The sequence below is a fragment of the Rhodococcus sp. USK13 genome (genome assembly GCF_018343855.1).
Lineage (GTDB): Bacteria > Actinomycetota > Actinomycetes > Mycobacteriales > Mycobacteriaceae > Rhodococcus_F > Rhodococcus_F oxybenzonivorans.
The window spans coordinates 1,175,344-1,198,478 of sequence record NZ_CP069242.1 but is presented as its reverse complement, the minus strand read 5'-3'; the positions used below and the strand labels follow the sequence as shown (position 1 = coordinate 1,198,478).

The following is a 23,135-nucleotide window of genomic DNA, read 5'->3' as shown; positions in this document are numbered from 1 at the left end:
GAGTATGATCCTCGACGTGGGTTCGAACGACCATCCGGCTACCGTCGACGAGTCCGGAACTCCGTCTCGGAAAACCCCGGGTCGCCCTCCTTCGTTGACCGAGGACCAGATCGTCGACGCTGCCTTAGAGATCATCCGGTCGGAAGGACTGGACGCGCTCTCGATGCGACGGCTCTCCCAGCAACTCGGCCGCTCCCAGATGGCCGCGTATTCCTACGTTGCCGACAAGCAGGAACTCCTCGATCTGGTCGCCCAACGCACGCTGGCCGACGTTGGCATCCCGGACGAGTCCGTCGGCCTCTGGGACTGTCGTTTACGTATGCTCATCGACGGCATCGATTCCCAGCTGCGACGAAATCCCGGCATCGCCGGACTTCTGCTGCAGCGCATGCTTCATTCCGATCGCCGGTTGGTCGACGCCTTCATGGCCATCCTGCTCAGCGCCGGCCTGCGAGAACCGCAGGTGTTGTTGTCATACGCCATGATCCACACCTATCTCTTCGGTCGATACCAGGTCGCAATGGCCGACGTCCCACACGATGCAACCGACCTACCGCCGGCTCTCGCGCAGGTAACACCGCACCTGGCAGGCCTGCACGGCACCGATTACTACACCTTCGGCATCGAAACTCTCATCGACGGTTTGCGTGCACGGGTGGCCGAAAACTCACCCGAAGGTCACTGACAAGCACTCGTCGCAAGCACAAAGTAATTAAAGTACAACGAAATCTGACAGTTCCTTGCACGAGCGAGCAGATCGGTCGAGTTGAACGATCCGTTTGTTCATCGGCGGGTTCTGGGCCCGGCAACCGCGCGCGCATGATGGCCGATGCCTCGGTATTCGGCTGACAACAACCTACTTCGTGTCGGACACAATCCTCACGAGCGTGCTTGCATGGACGGGTTCACGTCATCGACGTTCCATCGCAGCACCCTCCACCAATGCAGCATTCCGATCGACACTCGCAAACCTCCACCCCCATGCAGTAGAATTATTAAGTGAATTAAGAGTTAGGCATGCTTGACGAGCAGGAGTTCGAAGTGCAGCAGTCCGCCACCATGTGCGACCTCCCGCGGCCGATCCGTGATCCCGAGACTCGACGCATCCTCGACGCCGCCTGGTGGGTACTCGAACGCTCCCACTTCCGCTCCCTGAAAGTACGGCAGGTTCTGACCGCCTCCAACACCTCGGCGAGCAACTTCTATCGTCGTTTCCCCAGCAAGGCACATCTGCTCTTGGCCCTGCTGGAGGACGAAGTCCACCTCGTCGAAGGCCAGCTTCGAGACCGAATCGACCCCGACACGTCAGCGGCGGAACAAATGGAAGTTTGGTTGCGATACAACATCGGAATCCTCTATCACCAGCGCCGTGCTCAACGTGCCCGCCTGTTCGTCGACCAGACCTTGATGGAGCTACTGCCGGATCAGGTAACCGCGCTCTACGGAGCCGGCGATCGATACTTGTCCGAGATCATCCGACACGGCATGAACCGAGGTGAACTCCGCGATGGCGATCCTCTACGAGCGGCGATGCTCGTCGGCAATCTGATCCGGGGCCTACTGACCGGCGGCAGCGCATCACAGAGCTCCGAGGACGACCTGGTCGCTCACGTACACGACTTCGTCATGAGAGCACTCAACCCTGCATGACGTTCCGAACCGCCCCGATCACCTATACACGCAAGGAGAATACGGTGCCCCCCACCACATTTGGCGACATCTCACGCGAACATCGCCGTAGCTACCCGTCCGGCACTGCCATTGTGGACGACCAGCACCGGCTGACCTGGCCCGAATACGACGCTCGGATCAACCAGGCGGCGCATGCCCTACAAGCGGCCGGCGTCGAGGAAGGTGATCGGGTGTTGTGGCTCGGGCAGACCTCGTTCCGTGTCTTCGAACTGCTCGGTGCCTGCGCGAAGCTCGGCGCGATGCTCTGCCCGGCGAACTGGCGACAGTCGGACGAAGAATTTGCCTTTGTGATCGACGACTTCGATCCGAAAGTCGTCGTATGGCAGGACGAGGAGATCGGTGATGCCGTGCGCGCGGCATCCAAGCTGACACAGCGCGATCCGGTGTGGTGGCAGCACGACACCGAGGGGAAAGACAGTTACGAGAGCGCGCTCGCCACTCAGGGTGCCGACGACCTGTGGGGGCCGGTGGATGTCGATCTGCCACTGCTGGTGATCTACACCGCCGCAATCGACGGCAGGCCGAACGGCTCCATGCTGACCCAGCGCAACCTACTGGCGATGGCGCACGAGTCATCCTATCTGACCCGATCCGATTCCGAGTCGGTGTTCCTCAACTCCGGACCGCTGTTCCATATCGGAAATTTCCAGTGGGACGCCCTGGCGGTCTATCTACAGGGCGGCACCAATGTTTTCGTCCCGAGAATCGAAGCCGAAGCGGTACTGGAGATCATTACCCGCGAGGGCGTAACTTCCGCCTTCTTGATGCCGCCCACCATCATGCACATGATGCAACTGTACGACCCCGACAAGCACGACGTGTCCAGGCTGCGCGGCGGACCGTTCACTCCACTGTGGAACGGTCTGCTGGCCGAGGACACCACGCCTTGGGGTTCTACTCCCGGTGGGTTCGGCCAGACCGAAGTCAGTGGTCTGGCTGTGGTGAACGGCCACGGCGGACGCGGCCAAGGCAACTCCGGCCGCCCCTCCCCGCTCGCCCGCGTGCGCATCGTGGACGCCGAGGGAAATGAACAACCGGTCGGCAGTGCCGGTGAGATCGTGGTCGCAGGTGACGTCGTGCACGCGGGCTACTGGAACCGCCCGGAGATCAACGCCCGGAGAATGCGCGACGGATGGTGGCACACAACCGATCTGGGCAGGCGCGAGGCCGACGGCAGCATCCACTTCCTCGGCACGATGACCCGCATGATCAAGTCCGCAGCGGAGAACATCTATCCGGCCGAGGTCGAGAACTGCCTGGAGCAGCACCCTGCCGTACGTGAAGCCGCACTGATCGGCGTACCCGATCCGCAGTTCACCCAGTCGGTAAAGGCAGTCGTGGCGCTTGCCGACGGCTCCGAGGTCACCGCGGAGGAACTGATCGAGCACTGCCGCGAACGTATCGCCTCCTACAAGAAGCCACGCACGGTGGAGTTCGTCAACGAGATACCCAAGCGCGACGGTGTCAAGGACTACGAGGCACTGGACGCGATGTTCGGTGGCGGCGGCTACCCGGGCGGCGACAACGTTCGCGCCTGACCCACCTGCATACACGGCGGAACACAGCTCAGGGCGCGACCCTCTTCCACTCGGTCGGCCGGGTCGAAAATCGAGGAATGCACAGCCAACAAGTAACAGGAGGACGAATGGCCGCTGAGCCCACATCAGGTGACGGCTTCGGCGAGATCGGCGAAGAAGAAGGCGTGGGTCCGACAACGGAGACCGTCTTCGAGCGCTTTCCGCGAATCCGGCTCGACCAGATCAACATCGAGTACTACCGAGGACTGTTGATTCACGAACTGCGCGCGGGTTGGTGCCCACAGTGCGGGCAGTGGCACACCCCGTTACGGCCGATTTGTCCGTCCTGCTGGTCGACCGAGATCATGGTGCGCCCCGTGCGGGGAACCGGGACCGTTCACCTGCTGACCCGCCTGCACCAGGGCCCACCCGTCGTGGACTACACCACCCCCTGGGCGCTCGCCGCGATCGAGCTGACAGAACAACCCGGCCTGCGGATCGTGGCTCCGCTGGTCGACTCACCGGAAACCCTGCAGCGAATCGGACAGCCCGTGGAACTCACGTGGATCGAGCGCGACGGCGCACCGTGGCCCGCATTCCGTACGGTCACAGAGAAGGAGAACGCCCGATGAATATCCTTCCGCAACGCAATCCGATGAAGGATCGCGTCGCTGTCACCGGACTCGGACGCTCCCCCTATGCCCGCGACCGGAATACCACCGAACTGACGATGGTTCTGGAGGCAGCTACCCGTGCCATCGCAGATGCCGGGCTGACCGCGGATCAGATCGACGGCGTAGTCGGTGGTGGGCTCCACACCGGTGGCATCGATCCCGCGATCGTGGCCTCGGCCCTCGGGCTACCCAGCGTCACCTTTTGGACCACCGCAAGACCGCCGATCGGTAACCACCTCACCTCCGCCGTGAACGCGGTGTGGTCGGGAACCGCCGACGCAGTCCTGGTCTATCACTCGGTGTACCGGCTCGGCCGCGGAGCATTCCGCGAACGAGCCGCCGTCGGTCTTGCCGACGGGCGAGCGATGCTCGGAGACGGCCACACCGAATCCGAGCCGTACGGCATGTTCGGCCCCACTGGTTACGCCGCCTGGGCCGAGCGCTATCTCGCTACCTACGACCGCAAGCGGCAGGACTTCGGTCTGGTCGCACTGAACGGGCGCGCGAACGCCGCGGACAACCCCGATGCGGTGATGCGCGATCCGCTCACCATGGACGGTTACCTCGCCGGCCGGATGATCCGTGAGCCACTGTGCGTCTACGACATGGACGTCCCGATTGACGGCGCCGACGCATTCGTGGTGACCACGGCCGAACGTGCCGCGGACGGCCCCAACCGTCCGGTGACCATTCACGCGCTGTCTATGGGATTGACTGCGCACCCGGAGGAACACCTCACCGTGAGCCTGGATCACACCGGACAGAGCATCTCCGCGAACGCACTTCTGGCCCGTAGCGACCTCGGCATCAACGACTTCGACGTACTGTTCCCCTACGACGGGTTCTCCCTCATCACCCTGCACTGCCTGGAAACCTATGGATTCTGCAAGCCGGGCGAGGCCGGCGACTTCCTGCGTGAACACTGGGACGACAGTCGCGGCCGGGTCCTGATCGACGGCAAGGTACCGATCAATCCGCACGGCGGCAGCCTTTCCGAAGGCGGAACCCAGGGCGCCGGCCACCTGCGCGAGGCGGTGCTGCAACTCCGCGGCGAATCCGGGAAGCGACAGGTGCCCCACGCCGCTTCCGCCCTGCTGACGCCAGGCGGATTGTTCTTCAACGCTCAGGGAATCGCGTTGCGCGCGAGCTGAACTACAACCGAAGAACACAAACGGTCGACGTCCGCCTATCCCCGCGTTCGAGTAAAAAGCCGACCACCACCCGACTCACAGGAGCGAGATCACGTGGAGCGCGAATTCATCGACCAGGTCGCACTGATCACGGGGGCAGGCTCCGGAATCGGTAAGGCCACCGCCGCACTGCTGGCGGCGAAAGGCGCGGTGGTCGTGGTCAACGACATCTCGGCCGATCACGCCGAGGCCACCGTTCAGGAGATCGGTGAGCTCGGGGGCCGAGCGCACACGATCGTCGGCGACGTCACCGAACCAGGGTTCGTCGACTCGATGTTCGACCGGGTGGCCGCCGATTTCGGGCGCCTCGATGTCGTGCACAACAATGTCGGATTCGGCGGAAACCGATCCATCACCGACACCGAGGACAGTGCCTGGCAGCACGGCTTGGACGGAAACCTCGGCGCGACCTTTCGCGGCGTGCGCGCAGCGCTGCGAATCATGGCTCCGAAACGACGCGGCGTGATCATCAATACGGCCTCCGCCGCCGGCATGCGCAAGGTTGCCGGAGTTGTCCCGTACTACGGAACCGCCAAGGCCGGAGTCATCCACCTGACCCAGGAGGCCGCGGTAGAAGCCGGCGAGTTCGGCATCCGAGTGAACGCAGTCGTTCCCGGTGCCGTGCGCACACCGGCGTTCGAGGCGTACCTCGGCGCCGATCGGTTCAGGCAGTACATGGCGCAACTACCGCTGCGCCGGATGGCCGAGGCCGAGGATGTCGCGGAGGCCGTCGCCTTCCTGGCTTCCCCTCGGGCCGCGGCCATCACCGGGATCGCGCTCCCTATCGACTCGGGCATCGGTGCCGTCATGTACCAGCCCACCATGACCTGATGCCGGCGGAGGTCGGTCCGCTGTGCGGCCACGGCGATGTCGACGCACCGGGGCACATCGAAAATGAGAGAGGATTTTTCGTGGAAACGGATCACACCAAGGACCGGGTAGATCGTTTATCGGGCAAGGCCGTGCTGGTCACCGGTGCCGGTCAGGGCATCGGTCGCGGCATTGCACTTGCCCTCGCCCGTGAGGGCGCTTCGGTGGCACTGGCAGGCCGCACTCTGTCGAAATGTGACGCCGTCGCCGCCGAGATCGGCGAATTCGGTGGCACGGCCATCAGCCTGGAATGCGATGTCACCGACAAGGATCAGATCACACGCACCGTCGACGCCACCGCTACACGGTTCGGTGGATTGGATGCGCTGATCAACAACGCCCAGTCCATGACGAAAGGGCCGTTGGCCGACGTCACCCTCGAAGATGTCGAGATCTCATGGCGCAGCGGCCCACTCGCGGCGCTCTGGGCGATGCAGGCAGCGCTGCCGCTGCTGCGTGAGCGCGGAGGCGGCTCGATCGTGAACTTCGGGTCCAGTTCGGCTGTCCACGGCGCACCGATGTTCGGCGCCTATGCCATCGCCAAGGAAGGCATCCGGGGGCTCTCCCGCGTCGCTGCCCGAGAATGGGGTCGTTACGGAATCCGGGTCAACGTTGTCGTTCCCACGGCCCTGTCACCTTCCGCTGTTCAGTTCCGTGAGGAACAACCGGAACGATTCGAACAGCATCTCAAGCAACTCCCACTCCGTCGGATGGGCGATCCGGAAACCGACATCGGGCGCGCCGTGGTCGCACTGGTCAGTGACGACCTGGCATATCTGACGGGTGACACACTGATGCTGACCGGAGGCGAGTGATGGATTCGGCGAATTCGGCCCGATTGGCCCGAACGGAAGCACGCTTCGAGATCAGCCAGTTGCCGATCCGCTATGCCCTCGCAGTCGACCAGCGAGACGTCGACGCGTGGGTCTCCCTGTTCGTCGAGGACGTGCAACTCGGTCGGCACGGAACAGGACGGGACGCGTTACGCGCTCTCATCGATGCCCAGTTGCGCTGGTTCTACAGATCGATTCATTTCATCGGCGGGCATCGGATCGAGCTGGGACCGGACGTCGGTGACGACGGCCCGGAGACCGCGACCGGCCACGTCTACTGCCGAGCCGAACACGAGGTGGACGATCGGTGGATTGTCATGGCTATTCGGTACGACGACACCTATCGCCGCGTCGGTGAGGAGTGGTTGTTCGAGCGGAGAATCGAACACCACTGGTACGCAGCAGATGTGAACGAGCACCCACAGGAAGTCGATTTCGACAGCTGGCGAGTGGGAGGCCCACCTGCCCTGCCGGGACGAGAAGCGTCGTGGTCGGCCTTCTGGCCTGCGAACGTCACCGGTCCGACATCCAAGCCTGCTCACGGGAGGACACCATGACCGAGGTCGGTCTGTATTTCGATCTGCGCAACCCACCGCACCGAAAGGGTTCCGCGGCGCGGCTGCACGGGTTCACCCTCGAGATGTGCGAAGAAGCCGACCGTCTCGGTGCCGACTCGCTGTGGTTCACCGAACATCATCTGTTCGACGACGGTTATCTGACCCAGCCACTGACCTTCGCTGCCGCAGCAGCGGCGCGCACTCGCCGTGCCCGGCTCGGTACCGCGATCCTGGTTGCGCCGCTGCACTCTCCCGTCGAAGTCGCAGAGCAGGCAGCCTTGGTCGATTTGATCTCCGACGGACGGCTCGACCTCGGCATCGGGGCGGGATATCGCAAACCGGAATACGAGCTGTACGGTGCGTCCGACCGGGCGCGCTACGGCCGAACCGACGATATGGTCCGGCAGCTACGGAAACTCTGGTCGGAGGGCGGGGTGACCCCCGGGCCCGTTCAGGACCCCATCCCTGTGTGGCTGGGCTATCACGGCCCGCAAGGAGCCCGCCGGGCGGGGCTCCTCGGCGCTCCGCTCCTCTCCCCGCATCCTGAGAGCTGGGCCCCTTACCAGGCGGGACTGGTCGAAGCCGGCCACGATCCGTCGATCGGCCGGATGGGTGGGGGCATACAGGCCTGGGTCACCGAGGATCCGGAACGGGACTGGCCGCTCGTCGCTCCCTACATCGCCTACCAGGTGGATTCCTATCGCCGTCACATGGTGGAAGGAACCGGTGAACCGCAACCGAAGCCGGTCGACCCGGCTCGTCTGGTGTCCCGGGAACCGCGCGGCCCACTCTCCTACTTCTGGTTCGGCACACCGGAAGATATCGCCGAGCGAATTCGACTGCTCACGAAGGACGCTCCCGTCGAGACCGTCTACCTGTGGGCTTCGGTCGGAGGCATGCCCGAGGAGATGGTTGCCGAGCATGTCCGGGTGGTCACCACCCGCCTCGCCCCACTGTTGCGCTGACGGTCTGACTCCATTAGGAGCCCGACAGAGAGCAAGGGAGGGGTGCCACGCAGTCGCGTGTCACCGCTCCCTTGCTACGCGCTCGGATCGAGTTCGACCTCGACCGGGTCGACGACCACATCGACTCCCGGCAGCGACCCGAGCTCCAACTACGGCTCACCGCCGATGCCGGCATGCACCCCGAGGCGTATTCCCTCCTGCAACGACACGTTCTGGAACCACGATCGCGCTCTTGCCGCTACACTTCGAGCCGCCAGCAAACGGGTCAGATCCGCGACGGCGAAGTTACCTGGCTCGTTCGAGCGTTCTTCGGAGCGCTGCTGTCCTGCACCTTCCAGCACCCGAACCGGTCGTCACCTTCGACCGACGAGCTTCGCGAACTGATCGCCCAGATGAAGTCCTGGGCAGGACCCGAACCGTCCTGATCGGACCCTTCATCGCGCCGACGCCGAAACACTGCACCGCATCCTTGACGAGTTCGCCGCAAACACGTTAAATGATTAAGCTATTTAATCTTGGGTGGTTCACCCCATCGGTAAACCTTCCCCTTCGGCGATCGACAGGAGAACACATATGTCCCCCACCAACCTGAGTGGAACATCCGCCATCGTCACCGGGGGCGCGGGCGGTCTGGGTGAGGCCGTGGTTCGCGGGCTGCACGCCGCCGGCGCGTCGGTCGTCATCGCCGACCTTGCGGACGACAAAGCCAAGTTGCTCGCAGACGAACTCGGCGAATCGGTCGTCTACTCCCGCACCGACGTGACCGACTCGGAAAGCGTTGCGGCCACGATCGAAACGGCAAGCCGGCTCGGCACGCTCCGGTACGCGGTGATCACCCACGGCGGATGGGGCGTCGCCGAGCGAATCGTCAACCGCGACGGCAGCCCGGCAAGCCTCGAAGGATTCGCCAAGACACTCGATCTGTACCTCACCGGCACCTACAACGTGTTGCGACTCGCGAGCGCCGAGATCGCCAAGAACGAACCGAACGCAGACGGTGAACGTGGAGCTGTCGTGCAGACCGCCTCTATCGCCGGTTACGAGGGGCAGATCGGCCAGAGCGCGTACGCTGCCGCAAAGGCCGGTGTCATCGGCCTGACGATCGCCGGCGCACGCGACCTGAGTTCGGTGGGCATCCGACTCAACACGATCGCTCCGGGAACGATGCACACGGCGATGATGGAGTCCGTCGGAGAAGAAGCACTCCAGAAGTTCTGCGCGAATGTGCCTTTCCCGAAGCGACTCGGCAAGCCGGAAGAATTCGCAGATCTCGCTCTGACGCTGCTGACCAACGGCTACATCAACGGTGAGGTTGTGCGACTCGACGGAGCACAACGCTTCGCACCCCGCTGACGAGCAATCACGTGAATGGCCGGTCCGCACCGAAAGGGCGGGCCGGCCATTCACGTGAAGTCGTACTCGATCCTGGAACAGCAGCTCAGAACACGGTCGGAGTGTAGGGGCCGAACTGGGGATTGCGCTTCTCGACCAACGCATCGACACCCTCCCGGAAGTCCGGGCGCCCCTTCGCCAGCGTCAGCAGATACTGAGCCCTTACCCTGGCCTGCTCCATCGTCGACTCGGTGTCGTGCCACACCTGCGACTTCATCATCGCCATCGATACCGGCGACACACTCGCTGCGATGGAACGCGCATACTCGACCGCATCCTCGAGCACTGATCCCGGTTCGCTGAGGCGTTGCACCACACCCAGATCCAGCGCTTCCTCGGCCAAGAACACCCGGCCGGATACCACCAGGTCCATCGCGTGAGCCGGGCCGGCCAGCCGGCTGAGGATCCACGCAGATGCGTCCTCGGCCGGCAATCCCCGCTTCGAGAATGCCGTCGTGAACTTCGCACCGCGGGCGGCGAATCGGTAGTCGAAACACAACGCCTGGGCCAACCCGATCCCGGCACAAGAACCGTTGATGGCTCCGATGATCATCTTGGGGATCGTGGTGGCATACGTCTGCGGCGACCGGTTCGTCGCATACGTCGAGCCCCCCTTGATCCCGTCCAGCACGCCGGGATCCAGCCCCGGACAGAACGTGGATCCGGCGCCGGTCACCACGATGACACGAACATCCTGATCCTCGGCAGCCCGGTCGAGCGCGGAGTAGAACGCCGTCTCCATCTCCAGCGACCACAGATTCTTGCGCTCGGGCCGGTTGAGCGTGAGTACCAGGACCCCGTCATCGTCCACTTTGTAGAGCACCGGTTCGTTGTCCGACACTGTCATCCCTCCCATTCGCTCGATGCCGCGACGTCCACCGAGTAGAGCTTGTCGAGCGCGAAATGGGGGGGTCGCTTCTCGATGAATGCCGCGACCCCCTCTGTCGCGTCCGACTCCCGGCCGATCGCCCGGAAGTTCTCCCATTCGAGATGGAAGGCCGCCTCCCGGTCGGTCTCCTCGAGCAGCGAGTACACCAGCTCCTTCGTCAGGCCGACGGCGGCCGCACTGGTGTTGTCGGCAATTTCGTTCGCAATCGTCACGGCAGTATCGAGCACCTGGTCACCAGGCACTGCCCGCGCGGCGATTCCGAGGTCCCGCGCTTCCGCGCCGCTGAACAATCGACCGGTCAGGAGAAGTTCGACCGCGGTGGACAGGCCCACGAGTTTCGGAAGCAGCCACAAGGAGTTCTGCTCGGGAATGAGTCCGCGGCGCGGGAAGACGAAACCGTACTTCGCGCTCTCGTTGACCACCCGAATGTCCCATTGGAGCGCAAAGGTCAATCCCAGCCCTACCGCCGATCCGTTCATCGCCGCGATGACAGGGGTTCTCAGCTTCCACGGCCGAGGTCGGTCACGCATCATTCGTCGAGCGCGCGCGGTCTGTTCGGCGTCGAAGGCGAAGTTCGCTCCACCCGGTTCCATATCGGCGCCGGTGGAGAAGAATCTGCCGCGTCCGGTCACCACGATCGCTCGGACCTCGTGGTCGGAATCGAGCGCAACCAGCTGTTCGTGCAGCTCGACCTGCATATCCGAGATGAATCCGTTGCCGCGGTCCGGGCGGTCGAGCCAGACGACGGCAATCGCGCCGCGCCGCTCGATGCTGATGCCGTTGACGGGTGTCATCACGCTCCCTGGCGTGGTTGTCCCGAGCCGTCGGAGTTGGGACGGGCCTCCGCGACGAGACGAGGAATCACCTCACCGAGTTCGGCCGGATCCCACTTCGCGTACTTCTCCTCGGAAGGTCCGGCCACCCATGTCTCCGCGACTCCGATGCGCCCGCCCTTGACGTTGAGGACTCGTCCCGTGATCTCCGAGGCTTCGGGCGAAGCCAACCACACGACCGGAGGAGCGATATTGGCCGGTGAGCCGTAGTCGAATCCGGTCTTCTCCTTGATCTCCTCGAGCTTCGCGACGTATGCGTCGAGACCGGCCGTCATCTGCGTGAGTGCGCTGGGCGCGATCGCGTTGACCGTGACACCCAGACGCGCCAGTTCGTCCGCGAGAATGACGGTGAAGGCAGCGATGGCGGCTTTGGCCGCTCCGTAGTTCGACTGGCCGACATTTCCGTAGAGGCCGGACGGTGAGGATGTGTTGACGATGCGAGGATGCGAAACAGGGTTACCCGCCTTGTGCTTCGACCGCCAGTAGTCCACTGCGTGACGGGTGGGGCAGAAGGTTCCCCGCAGGTGCACGCGCATGACGCTGTCCCACATATCCACGTCCATGTTGACGAACATCTTGTCCCGGAGGATGCCCGCATTGTTCACCAGTACGTGCAGGTCGCCGAAGGTGTCGATCGCCGATGCGACGAGCCTGCCGGCGGCGTCCCAGTCCGACACGTCGTCCTTGCTGGCGATCGCTTCACCGCCCATCGCCCTGATCTCCGCAACGGTATCGTCGGTCGAGCCGAGATCGTTGACCACGACTTTCGCACCCTGGCGCGCAAATCCCAGTGCATGTTCACGGCCGATGCCTTGCCCGGCACCGGTCACGATCACGACCCGATCGTCATGCAAGCCCATGTCGCCTCCTGGTAGTTCGTGGACGGCTCGTCGACGGGCGCTTGTCGCGTTCCTGTATGCAACCCGGCACTGCTCGCACCCGCGCCGGACAAACCGTACTATAATTAGTTAGTTCTTTGTACTCTATTTCGAGTGCTACGCCAAGCCCGTCGGGCGGGGGCAGGCCCGTCAGCCATTGTCCAATAGGTTATCTTATTATACTATTTAATCACGATGCATCCCGACTTAGGAGAGCAATGTTGATCTCAACTCCCGAGCAGGACGAGCTGCGCTCCGTCGTGCGGCGACTGCTCGACACTCATTCATCCGAGCAACACGTACGCTCCTTCCTGGATCAGTCCAGCGGCTTCGACGTCACCTCGTGGAAACTGATGGCCGACCAGATCGGCGTCCAGGCACTTGCCATCCCCGAGGAGTACGGTGGCGCCGGCTTCGGTTTCGCCGAACTCGCGATAGTTCTGGAAGAGAGTGGCCGGGCCCTTCTCTGTGCACCGTTGCTGTCGACGTGCGTACTGGCGACGTACGCGTTGCTGCTCGCCGAAGACTCCGATGCTGCCGCCGAACACCTTCCCGGAATCGCAGCCGGCAACACGATCGCAACCCTGGCAGCCAACGAAGGTGACGCCGCTGCGTCGGAAGAGGACGTCCGAGCGCGAGCCGAGCTCCACGACGGGTCCTATCGCATCACCGGAGTCAAGTCGTACGTCCTCGACGGGGCGGATGCAGATCTCCTGATCGTCGCTGCCCGTACGGATCGGGGGGTCTCCCTGTTCACGGTCGACACACACGCCGAGGGCGTCACGGCGGAACCACTGTCGACTCTCGACCGGACACGAAACCTCGCAACCGTCACACTGGACAGTGTGCCCGCGTCCTTACTGGGGGTCGACGGACACGGTTGGGGCATCGTCACCGAGGTTCTCGAGATCGGTGCGGCAGCACTCGCGGCCGAACAGGTGGGCGGCGCCGCTCGCGTCCTCGAGTCCACCGTCGAATACGCCAAGATGCGCCAGCAGTTCGGCCGCCCCATCGGCTCCTTCCAAGCCATCAAGCATCAGCTCGCAGACATGCTCGTCGAACTCGAATCTGCTCGGTCGGCGGCGTACTACGCAACCGGTGCCGTCCAGGCGGGTTCCGACGATCGATCACTCGCGTCGTCAATCGCGAAGACGTACTGCTCGGACGCCTACTATCACATCGCCGCCCAGAGCATCCAGATCCATGGCGGCATCGGTTTCACCTGGGAACACCCCGCACACCTCTACTTCAAACGGGCACGCGGATCCCAGACGCTCCTCGGATCCCCCGGACTACACCGCAACCGCATCGCGGACCTGGTAGGGCTCTAACTCCCTGAAAGACGTACGTGGGTGGTTCGATTCCGTGAAATCGAACCACCCACGTGCATTTGGAGAAGGTGCCTCACCGGCACCCGCTCCAACGTGAAACATCAGGACAGACGTTCCAAAATCATCGCCATGCCCTGACCGCCTCCGATGCACATCGTTTCCAGACCGAACTGCTTGTCATGGGTCGCCATCGAGTTCAGGAGAGTGGTTGCGATCCTGGCACCTGTCATACCGAAGGGGTGTCCTGCCGCGATACCGCCGCCGTTGACATTCAATTTGTCGAGCGGGATACCGAGTTCCTTGTACGACGGGATGACCTGGGCCGCGAAAGCCTCGTTGATCTCGAACAGGTCGATGTCGGCAATGCCGAGTCCGGTATTGGCCAGAGCGTCGCGAGTGGCCTCGATAGGCCCGAGTCCCATGATTTCCGGCGACAGTGCAGAGACACCCGTGGCCACGACGCGCGCCAGAGGGGTGATCCCCAATTCGGCGGCCTTGCGATCCGACATGACGACCAGCGCTGCTGCGCCGTCGTTGAGGGGGCACGCGTTGCCTGCTGTAACGGTCCCGTCGGGACGGAAGACCGGCGCCAGCGCCGCCAGCTTTTCGAGAGTGGTACCAGCGCGCGGACTTTCGTCGTGATCCAGCACGGTTCCGTCAGGGAGGGTCAGGGGTGTGATCTCACGCTTCCAGAACCCGGACGCGAGTGACTGTTGGTACAGCTCCTGGGAACGAAGAGCAAACTCGTCCTGCTCCTCCCGCGAGACACGGCACATCTGAGCGACGTTCTCGGCCGTCTGTCCCATCGCTATATAGACGTCCGGCAACTCACCTGCCGAACGCGGGTCGGTCCATTCCGCGGCCTGTCCGGCACTCCGTTCGCGCGTCCTGGACTGCGCCGGCGCGAAACGCGGATTCGTCCAGGGATTCGCCGCGCGATCGCGCGGATCGGCGTCATCCGCGACCGGTGGAGTATCGGCGTGTCCTCGGCGACCCCGGCTGATTGCCTCGACACCCGCTGCGATGAAGACGTCACCTTCACCGGCGCGAATGGCATGCATCGCCATCCTGGTCGTCTGCACGCTCGACGCGCAATACCGCGTGACCGTCGTGCCCGGTACGGAATCCCATCCGAGTAGCGTCGACACGACCCGACCCATATTGAAGCCCTGTTCGCCGCCAGGTGCGCCGCAGCCCAGCATCAAGTCACGCACCGATGACGGATCTAGTTGCGGCACTTGATCGACCGCGGCTCGCACTGCGTGTGCAGCGAGCTCGTCGGGCCGCATGTCCTTCAGCCCACCCTTGTAGGCCCGGCCGATCGGCGTACGGGCAGCCGCAACGATTACAGCTTCCGGCATGATTCTCCTTCTATCGTCGGGTGCGGTTTCTGGACCGCTCAGTAACGCATGTGGGTTCCGGCAGCGACGTTCACTGTTTCACCGGTGATGTTCTTCGCTCTGTCGGAAATGAGGAACGCCGCCGCCTCGGCGATGTCGTCGACGTGGGACAACCGTCCCAGCGGCGACTTTTCCCGTTCGCGGGCTTGCATATCGGAGTGCAGGGCATCCGTGAATCGAGTACCGGTGACCATCCCCATCGACAATGTGTTGGCTCGAATCCCGTACGGTCCACCTTCGTGCGCGCAACTGCGTGTCAACACATTCAGCCCACCCTTGCTGACCGCATACGGCGCTTCGATGCCCTCGCCGCCCACATCGGGTGCGTAGGTCGAAACGTTCAGGATGACACCCGGGATGCCGGCGTCCCGCATCTGTCTCATCACCTGGCGCGAAAGCATCCACGGGCCGGTGAGATTCACGTTCAGTACGCGGTCCCAATCCGCTGGGTCGTAGTCGAATATCGGCCCCATCACGTTGACCGCGGCGTTGTTGACCAGGATCGCAATCGGGCCGATCTCCGCGAGCACGGCGTCGGTGACCGCCACGATGCGGTCGCGGTCACCCACGTCGAGAACGTGCCCGACCACATTGCCGCGGGTGTTCTCTCGAATCTCCGCTACAGCAGCCTCGAGGCGCCGCTCATGTGAGTCGGTGACCACCACCGTAGCGCCGTCGGCGGCCAGGCGGGTTGCGATCGCCTTGCCGATTCCGGCCCCCGCAGCGCCCGTAACCAGCGCCACGCGCCCGTCCAGTCCCGACATCGCAGAATTCCCTTCGTTCGGTGTGATCGACATGGATGTCAACTCGTCCGATTCTGCCGGGCAGCGGCAGCATCGACGAGGGCTCGGGACAGGTCCCGGTGGTCCGCAGAGTTCACGCTTGCGCGCTCTGCTGCCAGCGCGTCGTCGAGCAGGCCGGCGAGGGCACGCGAGGTATGCGTACTCATCAGTCGCTTCGTCTGCCGAAGGGCGTCATGAGGTACCGCGGCCAACTTGTGCGCGAGCTCCATCACCGCCGGCATAAGGCCCTCGTGCTCCACCACGCGATTGACCAGGCCGAGATCCTTCGCGATCGGCGCAGTGATGCGCTCCCCGGTGAAGACGTACTCCTTGGCCCTCAGCGTCCCCATGATCAGAGGCCACAACAGAGCAGCCCCGTCTGCAGGCACCAGGCCGACTCCGAGATGCGGGTCGGCAAGGAAGGCGCGGTCCGAGGCAATTGCCAAGTCGCACAACGAGATGAGACTGGCGCCCAAGCCCACGGCCGCGCCGTTGACTGCTGCGATCAACGGCTGCGGCAAGGCCAGCATGCCCTGCACGGTCCGCCTCGCCTCCGAGAAGACCTCGTCCTGGATCGTGGGATCTTCCTGAGTCGCGACCATTCGAGGCAGGTCACCCCCGGCGCTGAACGCCTTGCCCGCCCCGGTCAGGACAACCACCCGACATCCCGGATCGACCGCCAGAAGATCCCAGATTTCCGCGAGTTCGCGGTGCATGACCGCGTCGGCGGCATTGCGAGCGTCCGGACGGTTCATCGTGACGATCCTCACCGGGCCGTCTGCCGTCACCTTCAGCGTTTCGAGCCGACTCGGCCAATCCGTCACCGCATTCTCCTTGCTTCGCATCGACCGCTTCCACGGCAGTTGTAGTTTAATTATTACACCTTTAACGTTCGATCGACAGCCCGATCCTCCCATCGAGAACGGAGTACAGAATGTCTACCGATTCAGCAGTGAAAGTCGAACAGCACGAACGCATCCTGCTCGTCACCATCAACCGACCCGAAGCCCGGAACGCCATCAACCGAGAAGTCAGCTTCGCCTTGTCGGACGCCATGGATCGACTCGACGAAGATCCGTCGCTCTCGGTTGCCGTCCTCACCGGTGCCGGCGGCAACTTCTGCGCCGGGATGGACCTCAAGGCATTCGTCCGCGGCGAGGACCCTTCGGTCCCCGGACGGGGACTCGGATTCACCGAGGCTCCCCCACGCAAACCCGTGATCGCTGCTGTCGAGGGATTCGCACTGGCCGGAGGCACCGAACTCGCACTCGCCACCGACCTCATCGTGGCGTCCAGAACCGCGATGTTCGGGATTCCCGAGACGAAGCGCGGCCTCGTCGCCGGAGGAGGCGGTCTCATTCGTCTCCCCCAGCGCATTCCCTATCAGCTCGCGATGGAACTTGCGTTGACCGGCGACAACCTCCCTGCCACACGAGCTCACGAGCTGGGCCTGGTCAATCGCCTCACCGAGCCGGGAGAGGCAATGGAGGCAGCGATGGAACTTGCACGGAAGATCACCGCCAACGGCCCACTTGCGGTCGCGGTCACGAAGGAAGTCATCACGCAATCACGCGATTGGCCCGCCGCCGAAGCCTTCGACAGACAGCGGACGATGATCGATCCTGTGTTCACCTCCGCCGACGCCAGAGAGGGCGCACTCGCTTTCGCCGAGAAACGAGCACCCGTCTGGTCCGGCCGGTAGACCGCACCTTCACCCGAATACGAACCGCCGCCCGCCTCCAGGACAGGCGGCGGTTCGTTCTTCCCTCCTCGGCCCGGCTGCCGGGCCTCAGCTCTACCGAGGGAGCCCGAGGACCCGTTCCGCGGCGATGTTCCGCTGGATCTCCGATGTTCCGCCGTAGATGGTTTCGGCACGAGAAGACAGGAAGAGCTTCTGAACGATGGAGACGTCGTCGAAGGCGTCACCGGTCTCGACCATCGACGCAGATCCGACGATATCCATGGCCAGCTCACCCATCTTCTGGTGATGAGTCGAGGCGAACAGCTTCGTGGTCATCGCCGCTGCAGCCGTCGCGGCGCCGGGATCCGGAGAATCCTCGTTCAGCAAGTCGGCCACCACGCGCAGGTTGGTCGATCGCATGAGCTTGATACCGATGTAGGCATCCACGAGTCTGCATCGGATATCGGGGTCGTCGAGCGAGCCGTTCCGGCGTGCAATGTCGATGATGCTGCCCAGTTCCCGCTCCATGCCCAGTTGAACCGGCATCAGCGCACTGCCACGTTCGAGTCCCAAGGTGGTCATCACCACCGACCATCCCCCGTCGATCTCACCGACCGTGAGATCGACCGTGCTCCGGGCGTCGTTGAAGAAGCACTCGCTGAACTCCGTCGAGCGGTTGATGTTCTCGATGGGCCGGACATCCACACCCTCTTGATGTGCGTCGACGAGCAGCAGCGACAACCCCTTGTGCCTGAGCGAGGCGTCGGGGTTGGTCCGGCACAGGACGTACAGCCAATCCGCGTGATGACCGAACGTCGTCCAGATCTTCTGCCCGTCGATATGCCAGACTCCGTCGTCACCGAGGACGGCTCGGGTGCGAACACCAGCGAGATCGGAACCCGCACCGGGTTCACTGAACCCCTGCCCCCACATCTCCTCGACTTTCAAGATCTTCGGAAGGAAGCGCAGTTTCTGATCGTGTGTGCCACAGGCGAGCAGGGTCGGACCCAGGAGCTCGAGCGCCTGAGTGTTGACACGAGCAGGCGCAGCGGCTCGCGCGTACTCGTACTCGAACACGATCTCCTCAGCGAGCCCGAGACCCCGACCGCCGTATTCCTCCGGCCAGGTCAGACCCAGCCAGCGCCCCTGGGACAGCTCACGTTCCCATTCCACACGGAGGTCCCATGCCGTGTCGTCGGTGGGACTGCCGACACCACGATGCGCCGCGAATTCACCGACGATGTGCTCGGCGAACCAGGTGCGGACTTCCTCGCGGAAGTCCTCGAGTCCAGGGGCAAGGTCAAGTTCCATTATCGAGTCCTATGAACGTGTGGAAGGGTTACAGGGTCAGATCGGCAGACCGAAGACCCTGCGGGCGTTGCCACCGAGATACCCCTCACGTGCACGACCGGTCAGGGACAGGGCCCGCCCTTCGGTGATGGTTCTCTCGATGGGAAGAATGGGGTAATCCGACGCCCACATGAGCTTCTCGGGATTACGACGTTGCGCGAATGTAAGGATCTCCTCCGGCACATACTTGGGAGCCCAGCCGGCGGTCATAGCGAACACGTTGGGATGCTTGATGAGCATGGCCACGGTCTCACTGATCCACGGATCTCCGAGATGACTCATCACCAGCTTCAACTCGGGGAATGCGAGGGCGACCTCATCGATGAGAATCGTTCGCTGAAGCTTCGCGGGCTTCATCGGCCCCGGAACACCGACGTTGATCGACACTACGGCACCCTCATCACAGGCCGCGGTGTAGGCGGGATAGGCAAGCTTGTCGTCGATGGCGATACCGGTGAACATCGGGATAATTCGGATGCACTTGATACCGTACTCCCGCACAGCAATTCGCACGTGTCGTGCTGCGTCGTACCCCAGACGCGGGTCGATCCCGACCGACGTGACGAATCGCCCCGGGTGATCTAGCTGGATCTGAGCGAGCCGCTCACAGGTCTCTCGCAGAACCTTCTCGCCGGTCTTCGTGCCGTGCACGTATGCAGGGGTGATGTCGCGCGGCACCTTCGTGAGCACCCCCGCGGCGATACCCATACGATCCATCTCCGCTACCACGTCGGCGATCGTCTCTCCGCCTTCGTACGCACTGTTGCCGCGCTTGAATCGCGCGACCACCGCCGGATCGGGTGTGACCTCACCTGGCAGGTAAGGCAGGTTGATCCATGCGTCGAAGACGTCCGACTCCGTAGACGCTTCCACTTGCTCCGACATCCGGTTTCTCCTTCGGTATTTGCCGTACGGATGCAGCCTCCGCCTGCAGCAGGCGTATCGGACTACCTTCCGCGATACACGGGTTCACGCTTTTCTTTCATGGCCGACAATGCCTCGGCCGAGTCTTCGGTGGCTGCGACCACTGCAAAGTGAGAAGACGCCAGGTCGAGCGCAGTCCGCAGATCCGCATCGGCGGACTGGTATGTAATTCGCTTTATCATTCGAACGGTAACGGGAGCATGGGCAGCAATCGATTCTGCGAACTTCTGCGTTTCCTCCGCGAACGATTCTGCCGGAACGACACGGTTGACCAGGCCTATCCGGTGAGCTTCGGCCGCATCGACGAAGTCGCCGGTCAGCAACAATTCGAGCGCCTTCGACGTCCCGACGAGACGCGGAAGGTAGTAGGCTCCGCCGTCCCCGGGCGTGAGTCCCACGCGGACGTATCCCTCCGAGAGCTTGGCGGTGGAGGACATGATGCGCATGTCGCACATCAATGCCATGTCCAGACCGGCGCCCACCGCAACACCGTTGATCGCCGCAATGAGCGGCTTGTCGAGAGCCTCCACAGCGCGCGCAACGCGATGGATCTCCTCGTGTAGCTGGCTCTTGCGTTCGAGAGGCGTCAGGGTGCGATCGGCGTTGGATATCGACCCGAGGTCCACCCCGGAACAGAAGGCACGGTCGCCGGCCCCCGTCAACACAACGACGCGAACGCGTTCGTCCTCGCGAGCCTCACGGAGCATGCGCTCCCATTCTCGAACCATCGAGAAAGTGAAGGCATTGCGTGCCTGAGGTCGATTGAGGGTGATGGTTCCGATTCCCCCCGAAAGCGACCACGAGATCTCGTCCACCTAGAGCTCCTCCAGTCCTGAAGCCTCCCCGACCAGCGATTCACGCGGAAGGGTCTAGCTAAATCTCTAACTGATTGTACTATAGGGGCATGGGTTCTTCAGAGGACAGTTTCGGCGAGCTGCCGTTGTCGGATGCCGACCGGGAGTTCTGCGACGAGGTGCGAACGTGGTTGCACGAGCACCTCACGGAGGAGTTCTCCGGTCAGGCCGATCGCGGCGGCCCGGATGACGACGACAACTGGGAATTACGCCGGGCATGGGAGCGTGAACTCGGGGCCGGGAACTGGCTGGGCCTGTCATGGCCACGGGAGTACGGTGGCCGCGGAGCGACCATGACCCAAGAGATCGTCTTCGCCATGGAATATGCACGCGCCGGCGCTCCTCCACGGGCGGCATTCCACGGAGAGACGCTCATGGCTCCCACCGCGCTGGCGTACGGAACCGAGGAGCAGAAGCGGCGACTCCTGCCCCCGATGTCGAAAGCGGAAGTAGTTTGGTGCCAGGGATATTCGGAACCCGGCGCGGGTTCCGATCTCGCCAACGTAGCCACCAGGGCACACCTCGACGGCGACGAGTGGGTGATCAACGGACAGAAGATCTGGACCACATTCGCTCAACACGCGGACTGGATCTTCGCGATCGTCCGCACCGACCCGACATCCAGCCGACATGCCGGCCTGTCCTACATGCTCATACCGCTCGACCAACCCGGAATCACCATCCGGCCAATACGCACCATGCTCGGGGACAGCGGGTTCAACGAAGTGTTCTTCGACGACGCCCGAACCTCGATCGACAATGTCCTGGGTGGGACGGGCGAGGGATGGAACGCCGCAATGACCACTCTCGGCCACGAGCGAGCGACGTCGGTCCTGAATTACCAGTTCTCGTTCGTCCGCGAGATGGAACACCTCGCGGAGCTCTCGAAACGACGTGCACCCCTCGGTGATCCGGCACTCCGGAATCGGATCGTCGATTCCTACATCGGCCTGCAGATCATGTCCTACAACAACCTCCGAACATTGTCCACCGCACTGCGAGACGGGGAGTTCGGTCCCGAAGCGTCCATCGGCAAGTACTACTGGTCTCGCTGGCACCAGAACTTCACCGAGGTAGCCATGGACGTGCTGGGTGAAGAGTCCCTGCTGGGAACCGACTGGGTGGTCGACGACACCTCAGGTGCCGCCGTCGTCGACGAGGCCACCGCGCTACGGCGTGCCTTCGTCCGCGCGCGAGCGGAAACGATCTACGCCGGCGCGAGCGAGATCCAGAAGAACATCATCAGCGAACGAGTGCTGAAGTTGCCCAAGGAGCCCCGCAGGTGAACGACAAGATCGAAACCACAGGCCCGTTGTGGGGCATACGCATTCTCGACCTGAGCCGCATCCTTGCCGCACCGCTCGCCACTCAGCTTCTGGGTGACCTCGGCGCCGAGGTGATCAAGGTCGAACGCCCCGGCGTCGGCGACGACTCGAGACAGTACGGTCCCCCTTTCTTCGGTGAACCGTCCGACCGCAACTCGGGTTTCTATCTCAGCGCGAACCGGAACAAGCAGTCCATCACGGTCGATCATTCCGACCCGCGAGGCGCCGCCCTGATCCGTGAACTGGCAGGCAGTTCCGACGTCCTGGTCGAGAACTTCCGAACCGGCGTGCTGGCGAAGTACGGATTGGACTTCGAGTCTCTTCGTCAGCACAACCCGAGGCTGGTCTACTGCTCCGTGACGGGATTCGGCCAGGACGGACCGTACGCAACGCGAGCGGGCTACGCCGGCGTATTCCAGGCGATGAGCGGCATGATGAGCGTCTCGGGCATTCCCGACGGTGAACCGGGCGCCGGACCCATGAAGGTGGGCGTCTCGATGGTCGACGTCCTCGCGGGTCTGTACACGTCCACAGCGATACTCGCGGCACTTCGACATCGCGACCGAACCGACGAGGGACAACATATCGACGTGTCCCTGCTCGACTGCGGTGTGGCGTCGCTGTCACATTACGTCCAGAACTATCTGGTTTCGGGCGTCCAAGCACCCCGCCGGGGCAACGGAGGGTTCGGCGGCATCCCCTCCCAGGCTTTCCGATGCAGCGACGGCAACGACATATTCGTCGTCGCAAGTACACCGAAGCAGTTCTCCGGCCTGGCTGCAGCACTGGGCGGACCCGAACTGGTCGACGATCCACGATTCGCCACCGTGTCCGCCAGAATCGAGAATCGGGATTTCGTTCTGGAGGTTCTGTCGAAGATCTTCATCACCGAACCGGTCGACTACTGGGTCGAGAAACTCGAAGCGGCCGATGTCCCGTGCAGCCCGGTCAATTCCATGAAGGAAGTCTTCGACAACCCTCAAGTGCAACATCGACAACTACTCAGACGAACCGAAGAGGACGGCCTGGCTCTCGTGGGCAACCCCATGCGATTCTCCGAAAGCCCGGTCACGACGTACCGGGTTCCCCCTCGGCTGGGCGAGCACACGGATGCTGTTCTCCGGGATTATCTTTCCATGTCCCAGGATGAAATCAACGCTCTCCGGGCCGACGAAGTCATCTGATCCCCACGTTCGGT

The 23,135-nt window shown here is 63.3% G+C and carries 24 protein-coding genes; 15 read left to right on the top strand and 9 right to left on the bottom strand.

Annotated features, from left to right (window positions below; translation table 11 throughout):
• Positions 1–16 precede the first annotated feature (16 nt).
• The 11 genes from JQT59_RS08335 to JQT59_RS08285 all read left to right on the top strand — a co-directional run bounded on the left by JQT59_RS08335 (position 17) and on the right by JQT59_RS08285 (position 9,651).
• A complete protein-coding gene (locus JQT59_RS08335; protein WP_249354245.1) occupies positions 17–685 on the top strand; it encodes a TetR/AcrR family transcriptional regulator in 669 nt (222 codons plus the stop codon).
• A gap of 332 nt (positions 686–1,017) precedes the next feature.
• Entirely contained in the window at positions 1,018–1,650 is a 633-nt protein-coding gene (locus tag JQT59_RS08330; RefSeq protein ID WP_213575720.1) for a TetR/AcrR family transcriptional regulator, read from the top strand.
• Between the two features lie 44 nt (positions 1,651–1,694).
• Positions 1,695–3,230 carry an AMP-binding protein gene (locus JQT59_RS08325; protein WP_249354244.1) on the top strand — a complete coding sequence of 512 codons (1,536 nt, stop codon included), beginning with the start codon at positions 1,695–1,697 and terminating at the stop codon, positions 3,228–3,230.
• A 107-nt stretch (positions 3,231–3,337) separates the two neighbouring features.
• Positions 3,338–3,841: a Zn-ribbon domain-containing OB-fold protein gene (locus tag JQT59_RS08320; protein ID WP_213575718.1), complete on the top strand. Its 504-nt coding sequence runs from the start codon at positions 3,338–3,340 to the stop codon at positions 3,839–3,841.
• A complete protein-coding gene (locus tag JQT59_RS08315) occupies positions 3,838–5,034 on the top strand; it encodes a thiolase family protein (RefSeq protein ID WP_249354243.1) in 1,197 nt (398 codons plus the stop codon). The genes JQT59_RS08320 and JQT59_RS08315 overlap by 4 nt, the downstream gene beginning before the upstream one ends.
• A gap of 93 nt (positions 5,035–5,127) precedes the next feature.
• The gene (locus JQT59_RS08310; RefSeq protein WP_213575717.1) at positions 5,128–5,904 is read left to right on the top strand and encodes an SDR family NAD(P)-dependent oxidoreductase; all 777 of its coding nucleotides are present in this window, start codon (positions 5,128–5,130) and stop codon (positions 5,902–5,904) included.
• Positions 5,904–6,758 carry an SDR family NAD(P)-dependent oxidoreductase gene (locus JQT59_RS08305; RefSeq protein WP_213575716.1) on the top strand — a complete coding sequence of 285 codons (855 nt, stop codon included), beginning with the start codon at positions 5,904–5,906 and terminating at the stop codon, positions 6,756–6,758. The genes JQT59_RS08310 and JQT59_RS08305 overlap by 1 nt, the downstream gene beginning before the upstream one ends.
• A complete protein-coding gene (locus JQT59_RS08300) occupies positions 6,758–7,333 on the top strand; it encodes a nuclear transport factor 2 family protein (RefSeq protein WP_213575715.1) in 576 nt (191 codons plus the stop codon). Before JQT59_RS08305 ends, JQT59_RS08300 begins: the two co-directional genes overlap by 1 nt.
• Positions 7,330–8,298, top strand: coding sequence for an LLM class flavin-dependent oxidoreductase (locus tag JQT59_RS08295; protein WP_213575714.1), 969 nt, complete (start codon positions 7,330–7,332; stop codon positions 8,296–8,298). The genes JQT59_RS08300 and JQT59_RS08295 overlap by 4 nt, the downstream gene beginning before the upstream one ends.
• A gap of 71 nt (positions 8,299–8,369) precedes the next feature.
• Positions 8,370–8,723, top strand: a complete 354-nt coding sequence (locus JQT59_RS08290; protein ID WP_213575713.1) for a hypothetical protein — start codon at positions 8,370–8,372, stop codon at positions 8,721–8,723.
• 148 nt (positions 8,724–8,871) lie between these two features.
• Positions 8,872–9,651, top strand: a complete 780-nt coding sequence (locus JQT59_RS08285) for an SDR family oxidoreductase (protein ID WP_213575712.1) — start codon at positions 8,872–8,874, stop codon at positions 9,649–9,651.
• Positions 9,652–9,736: 85 nt separating this feature from the next.
• Here JQT59_RS08285 and JQT59_RS08280 read toward each other — a convergent pair whose 3' ends face one another.
• From JQT59_RS08280 to JQT59_RS08270, 3 genes are read right to left on the bottom strand one after another with little or no spacing between them, the layout of a single operon-like run.
• On the bottom strand, positions 9,737–10,537 hold the full coding sequence (locus JQT59_RS08280) for an enoyl-CoA hydratase-related protein (RefSeq protein ID WP_213575711.1): 801 nt from the start codon (positions 10,535–10,537) through the stop codon (positions 9,737–9,739).
• The gene (locus JQT59_RS08275) at positions 10,534–11,373 is read right to left on the bottom strand and encodes an enoyl-CoA hydratase-related protein (protein WP_213575710.1); all 840 of its coding nucleotides are present in this window, start codon (positions 11,371–11,373) and stop codon (positions 10,534–10,536) included. Before JQT59_RS08275 ends, JQT59_RS08280 begins: the two co-directional genes overlap by 4 nt.
• A complete protein-coding gene (locus JQT59_RS08270) occupies positions 11,373–12,272 on the bottom strand; it encodes an SDR family oxidoreductase (RefSeq protein WP_213575709.1) in 900 nt (299 codons plus the stop codon). Before JQT59_RS08270 ends, JQT59_RS08275 begins: the two co-directional genes overlap by 1 nt.
• Positions 12,273–12,508: 236 nt before the next feature.
• Here JQT59_RS08270 and JQT59_RS08265 point away from each other — a divergent pair, with 236 nt between their 5' ends.
• On the top strand, positions 12,509–13,621 hold the full coding sequence (locus tag JQT59_RS08265; protein WP_213575708.1) for an acyl-CoA dehydrogenase family protein: 1,113 nt from the start codon (positions 12,509–12,511) through the stop codon (positions 13,619–13,621).
• A gap of 101 nt (positions 13,622–13,722) precedes the next feature.
• Here the strand turns inward: JQT59_RS08265 and JQT59_RS08260 are convergent, their stop codons facing one another.
• Genes JQT59_RS08260 through JQT59_RS08250 form a run of 3 tightly spaced genes read right to left on the bottom strand, consistent with a single transcriptional unit; the run spans position 13,723 to position 16,627 of the window.
• Positions 13,723–14,982, bottom strand: coding sequence for an acetyl-CoA C-acetyltransferase (locus tag JQT59_RS08260; RefSeq protein WP_213575707.1), 1,260 nt, complete (start codon positions 14,980–14,982; stop codon positions 13,723–13,725).
• Between the two features lie 38 nt (positions 14,983–15,020).
• A complete protein-coding gene (locus JQT59_RS08255) occupies positions 15,021–15,785 on the bottom strand; it encodes an SDR family NAD(P)-dependent oxidoreductase (RefSeq protein WP_213575706.1) in 765 nt (254 codons plus the stop codon).
• 38 nt (positions 15,786–15,823) lie between these two features.
• A complete protein-coding gene (locus JQT59_RS08250) occupies positions 15,824–16,627 on the bottom strand; it encodes an enoyl-CoA hydratase/isomerase family protein (RefSeq protein WP_249354242.1) in 804 nt (267 codons plus the stop codon).
• A gap of 110 nt (positions 16,628–16,737) precedes the next feature.
• On the opposite strand from JQT59_RS08250, the gene JQT59_RS08245 reads away from it, so the two are divergent.
• Positions 16,738–17,505 (top strand): crotonase/enoyl-CoA hydratase family protein, encoded by a 768-nt coding sequence (locus tag JQT59_RS08245; RefSeq protein ID WP_213575704.1) that lies wholly within the window; start codon positions 16,738–16,740, stop codon positions 17,503–17,505.
• A 93-nt stretch (positions 17,506–17,598) separates the two neighbouring features.
• Here the strand turns inward: JQT59_RS08245 and JQT59_RS08240 are convergent, their stop codons facing one another.
• The 3 genes from JQT59_RS08240 to JQT59_RS08230 all read right to left on the bottom strand — a co-directional run bounded on the left by JQT59_RS08240 (position 17,599) and on the right by JQT59_RS08230 (position 20,573).
• Positions 17,599–18,795 carry an acyl-CoA dehydrogenase family protein gene (locus tag JQT59_RS08240; RefSeq protein ID WP_213575703.1) on the bottom strand — a complete coding sequence of 399 codons (1,197 nt, stop codon included), beginning with the start codon at positions 18,793–18,795 and terminating at the stop codon, positions 17,599–17,601.
• A gap of 36 nt (positions 18,796–18,831) precedes the next feature.
• Complete coding sequence (locus JQT59_RS08235) at positions 18,832–19,719, bottom strand: amidohydrolase family protein (RefSeq protein ID WP_213575702.1); 888 nt, start codon at positions 19,717–19,719, stop codon at positions 18,832–18,834.
• A 62-nt stretch (positions 19,720–19,781) separates the two neighbouring features.
• A complete protein-coding gene (locus tag JQT59_RS08230) occupies positions 19,782–20,573 on the bottom strand; it encodes an enoyl-CoA hydratase/isomerase family protein (protein WP_213575701.1) in 792 nt (263 codons plus the stop codon).
• 89 nt (positions 20,574–20,662) lie between these two features.
• Here JQT59_RS08230 and JQT59_RS08225 point away from each other — a divergent pair, with 89 nt between their 5' ends.
• The gene (locus JQT59_RS08225) at positions 20,663–21,898 is read left to right on the top strand and encodes an acyl-CoA dehydrogenase family protein (protein WP_213575700.1); all 1,236 of its coding nucleotides are present in this window, start codon (positions 20,663–20,665) and stop codon (positions 21,896–21,898) included.
• The gene (locus JQT59_RS08220; RefSeq protein ID WP_249354240.1) at positions 21,895–23,121 is read left to right on the top strand and encodes a CaiB/BaiF CoA transferase family protein; all 1,227 of its coding nucleotides are present in this window, start codon (positions 21,895–21,897) and stop codon (positions 23,119–23,121) included. The genes JQT59_RS08225 and JQT59_RS08220 overlap by 4 nt, the downstream gene beginning before the upstream one ends.
• Positions 23,122–23,135: the final 14 nt, after the last annotated feature.

Excerpts from the sequence above, each read along its gene's own strand:
- JQT59_RS08330 (WP_213575720.1), top strand. The coding sequence starts at position 1,018 with ATGCTTGACGAGCAGGAGTTCGAAGTGCAGCAGTCCGCCACCATGTGC.
- JQT59_RS08320 (WP_213575718.1), top strand. The coding sequence starts at position 3,338 with ATGGCCGCTGAGCCCACATCAGGTGACGGCTTCGGCGAGATCGGCGAA.
- JQT59_RS08315 (WP_249354243.1), top strand. The coding sequence starts at position 3,838 with ATGAATATCCTTCCGCAACGCAATCCGATGAAGGATCGCGTCGCTGTC.
- JQT59_RS08305 (WP_213575716.1), top strand. The coding sequence starts at position 5,904 with ATGCCGGCGGAGGTCGGTCCGCTGTGCGGCCACGGCGATGTCGACGCA.
- JQT59_RS08300 (WP_213575715.1), top strand. The coding sequence starts at position 6,758 with ATGGATTCGGCGAATTCGGCCCGATTGGCCCGAACGGAAGCACGCTTC.
- JQT59_RS08295 (WP_213575714.1), top strand. The coding sequence starts at position 7,330 with ATGACCGAGGTCGGTCTGTATTTCGATCTGCGCAACCCACCGCACCGA.
- JQT59_RS08285 (WP_213575712.1), top strand. The coding sequence starts at position 8,872 with ATGTCCCCCACCAACCTGAGTGGAACATCCGCCATCGTCACCGGGGGC.
- JQT59_RS08280 (WP_213575711.1), bottom strand. The coding sequence starts at position 10,537 with ATGACAGTGTCGGACAACGAACCGGTGCTCTACAAAGTGGACGATGAC.
- JQT59_RS08275 (WP_213575710.1), bottom strand. The coding sequence starts at position 11,373 with ATGACACCCGTCAACGGCATCAGCATCGAGCGGCGCGGCGCGATTGCC.
- JQT59_RS08270 (WP_213575709.1), bottom strand. The coding sequence starts at position 12,272 with ATGGGCTTGCATGACGATCGGGTCGTGATCGTGACCGGTGCCGGGCAA.
- JQT59_RS08265 (WP_213575708.1), top strand. The coding sequence starts at position 12,509 with ATGTTGATCTCAACTCCCGAGCAGGACGAGCTGCGCTCCGTCGTGCGG.
- JQT59_RS08260 (WP_213575707.1), bottom strand. The coding sequence starts at position 14,982 with ATGCCGGAAGCTGTAATCGTTGCGGCTGCCCGTACGCCGATCGGCCGG.
- JQT59_RS08255 (WP_213575706.1), bottom strand. The coding sequence starts at position 15,785 with ATGTCGGGACTGGACGGGCGCGTGGCGCTGGTTACGGGCGCTGCGGGG.
- JQT59_RS08245 (WP_213575704.1), top strand. The coding sequence starts at position 16,738 with ATGTCTACCGATTCAGCAGTGAAAGTCGAACAGCACGAACGCATCCTG.
- JQT59_RS08240 (WP_213575703.1), bottom strand. The coding sequence starts at position 18,795 with ATGGAACTTGACCTTGCCCCTGGACTCGAGGACTTCCGCGAGGAAGTC.
- JQT59_RS08235 (WP_213575702.1), bottom strand. The coding sequence starts at position 19,719 with ATGTCGGAGCAAGTGGAAGCGTCTACGGAGTCGGACGTCTTCGACGCA.
- JQT59_RS08225 (WP_213575700.1), top strand. The coding sequence starts at position 20,663 with ATGGGTTCTTCAGAGGACAGTTTCGGCGAGCTGCCGTTGTCGGATGCC.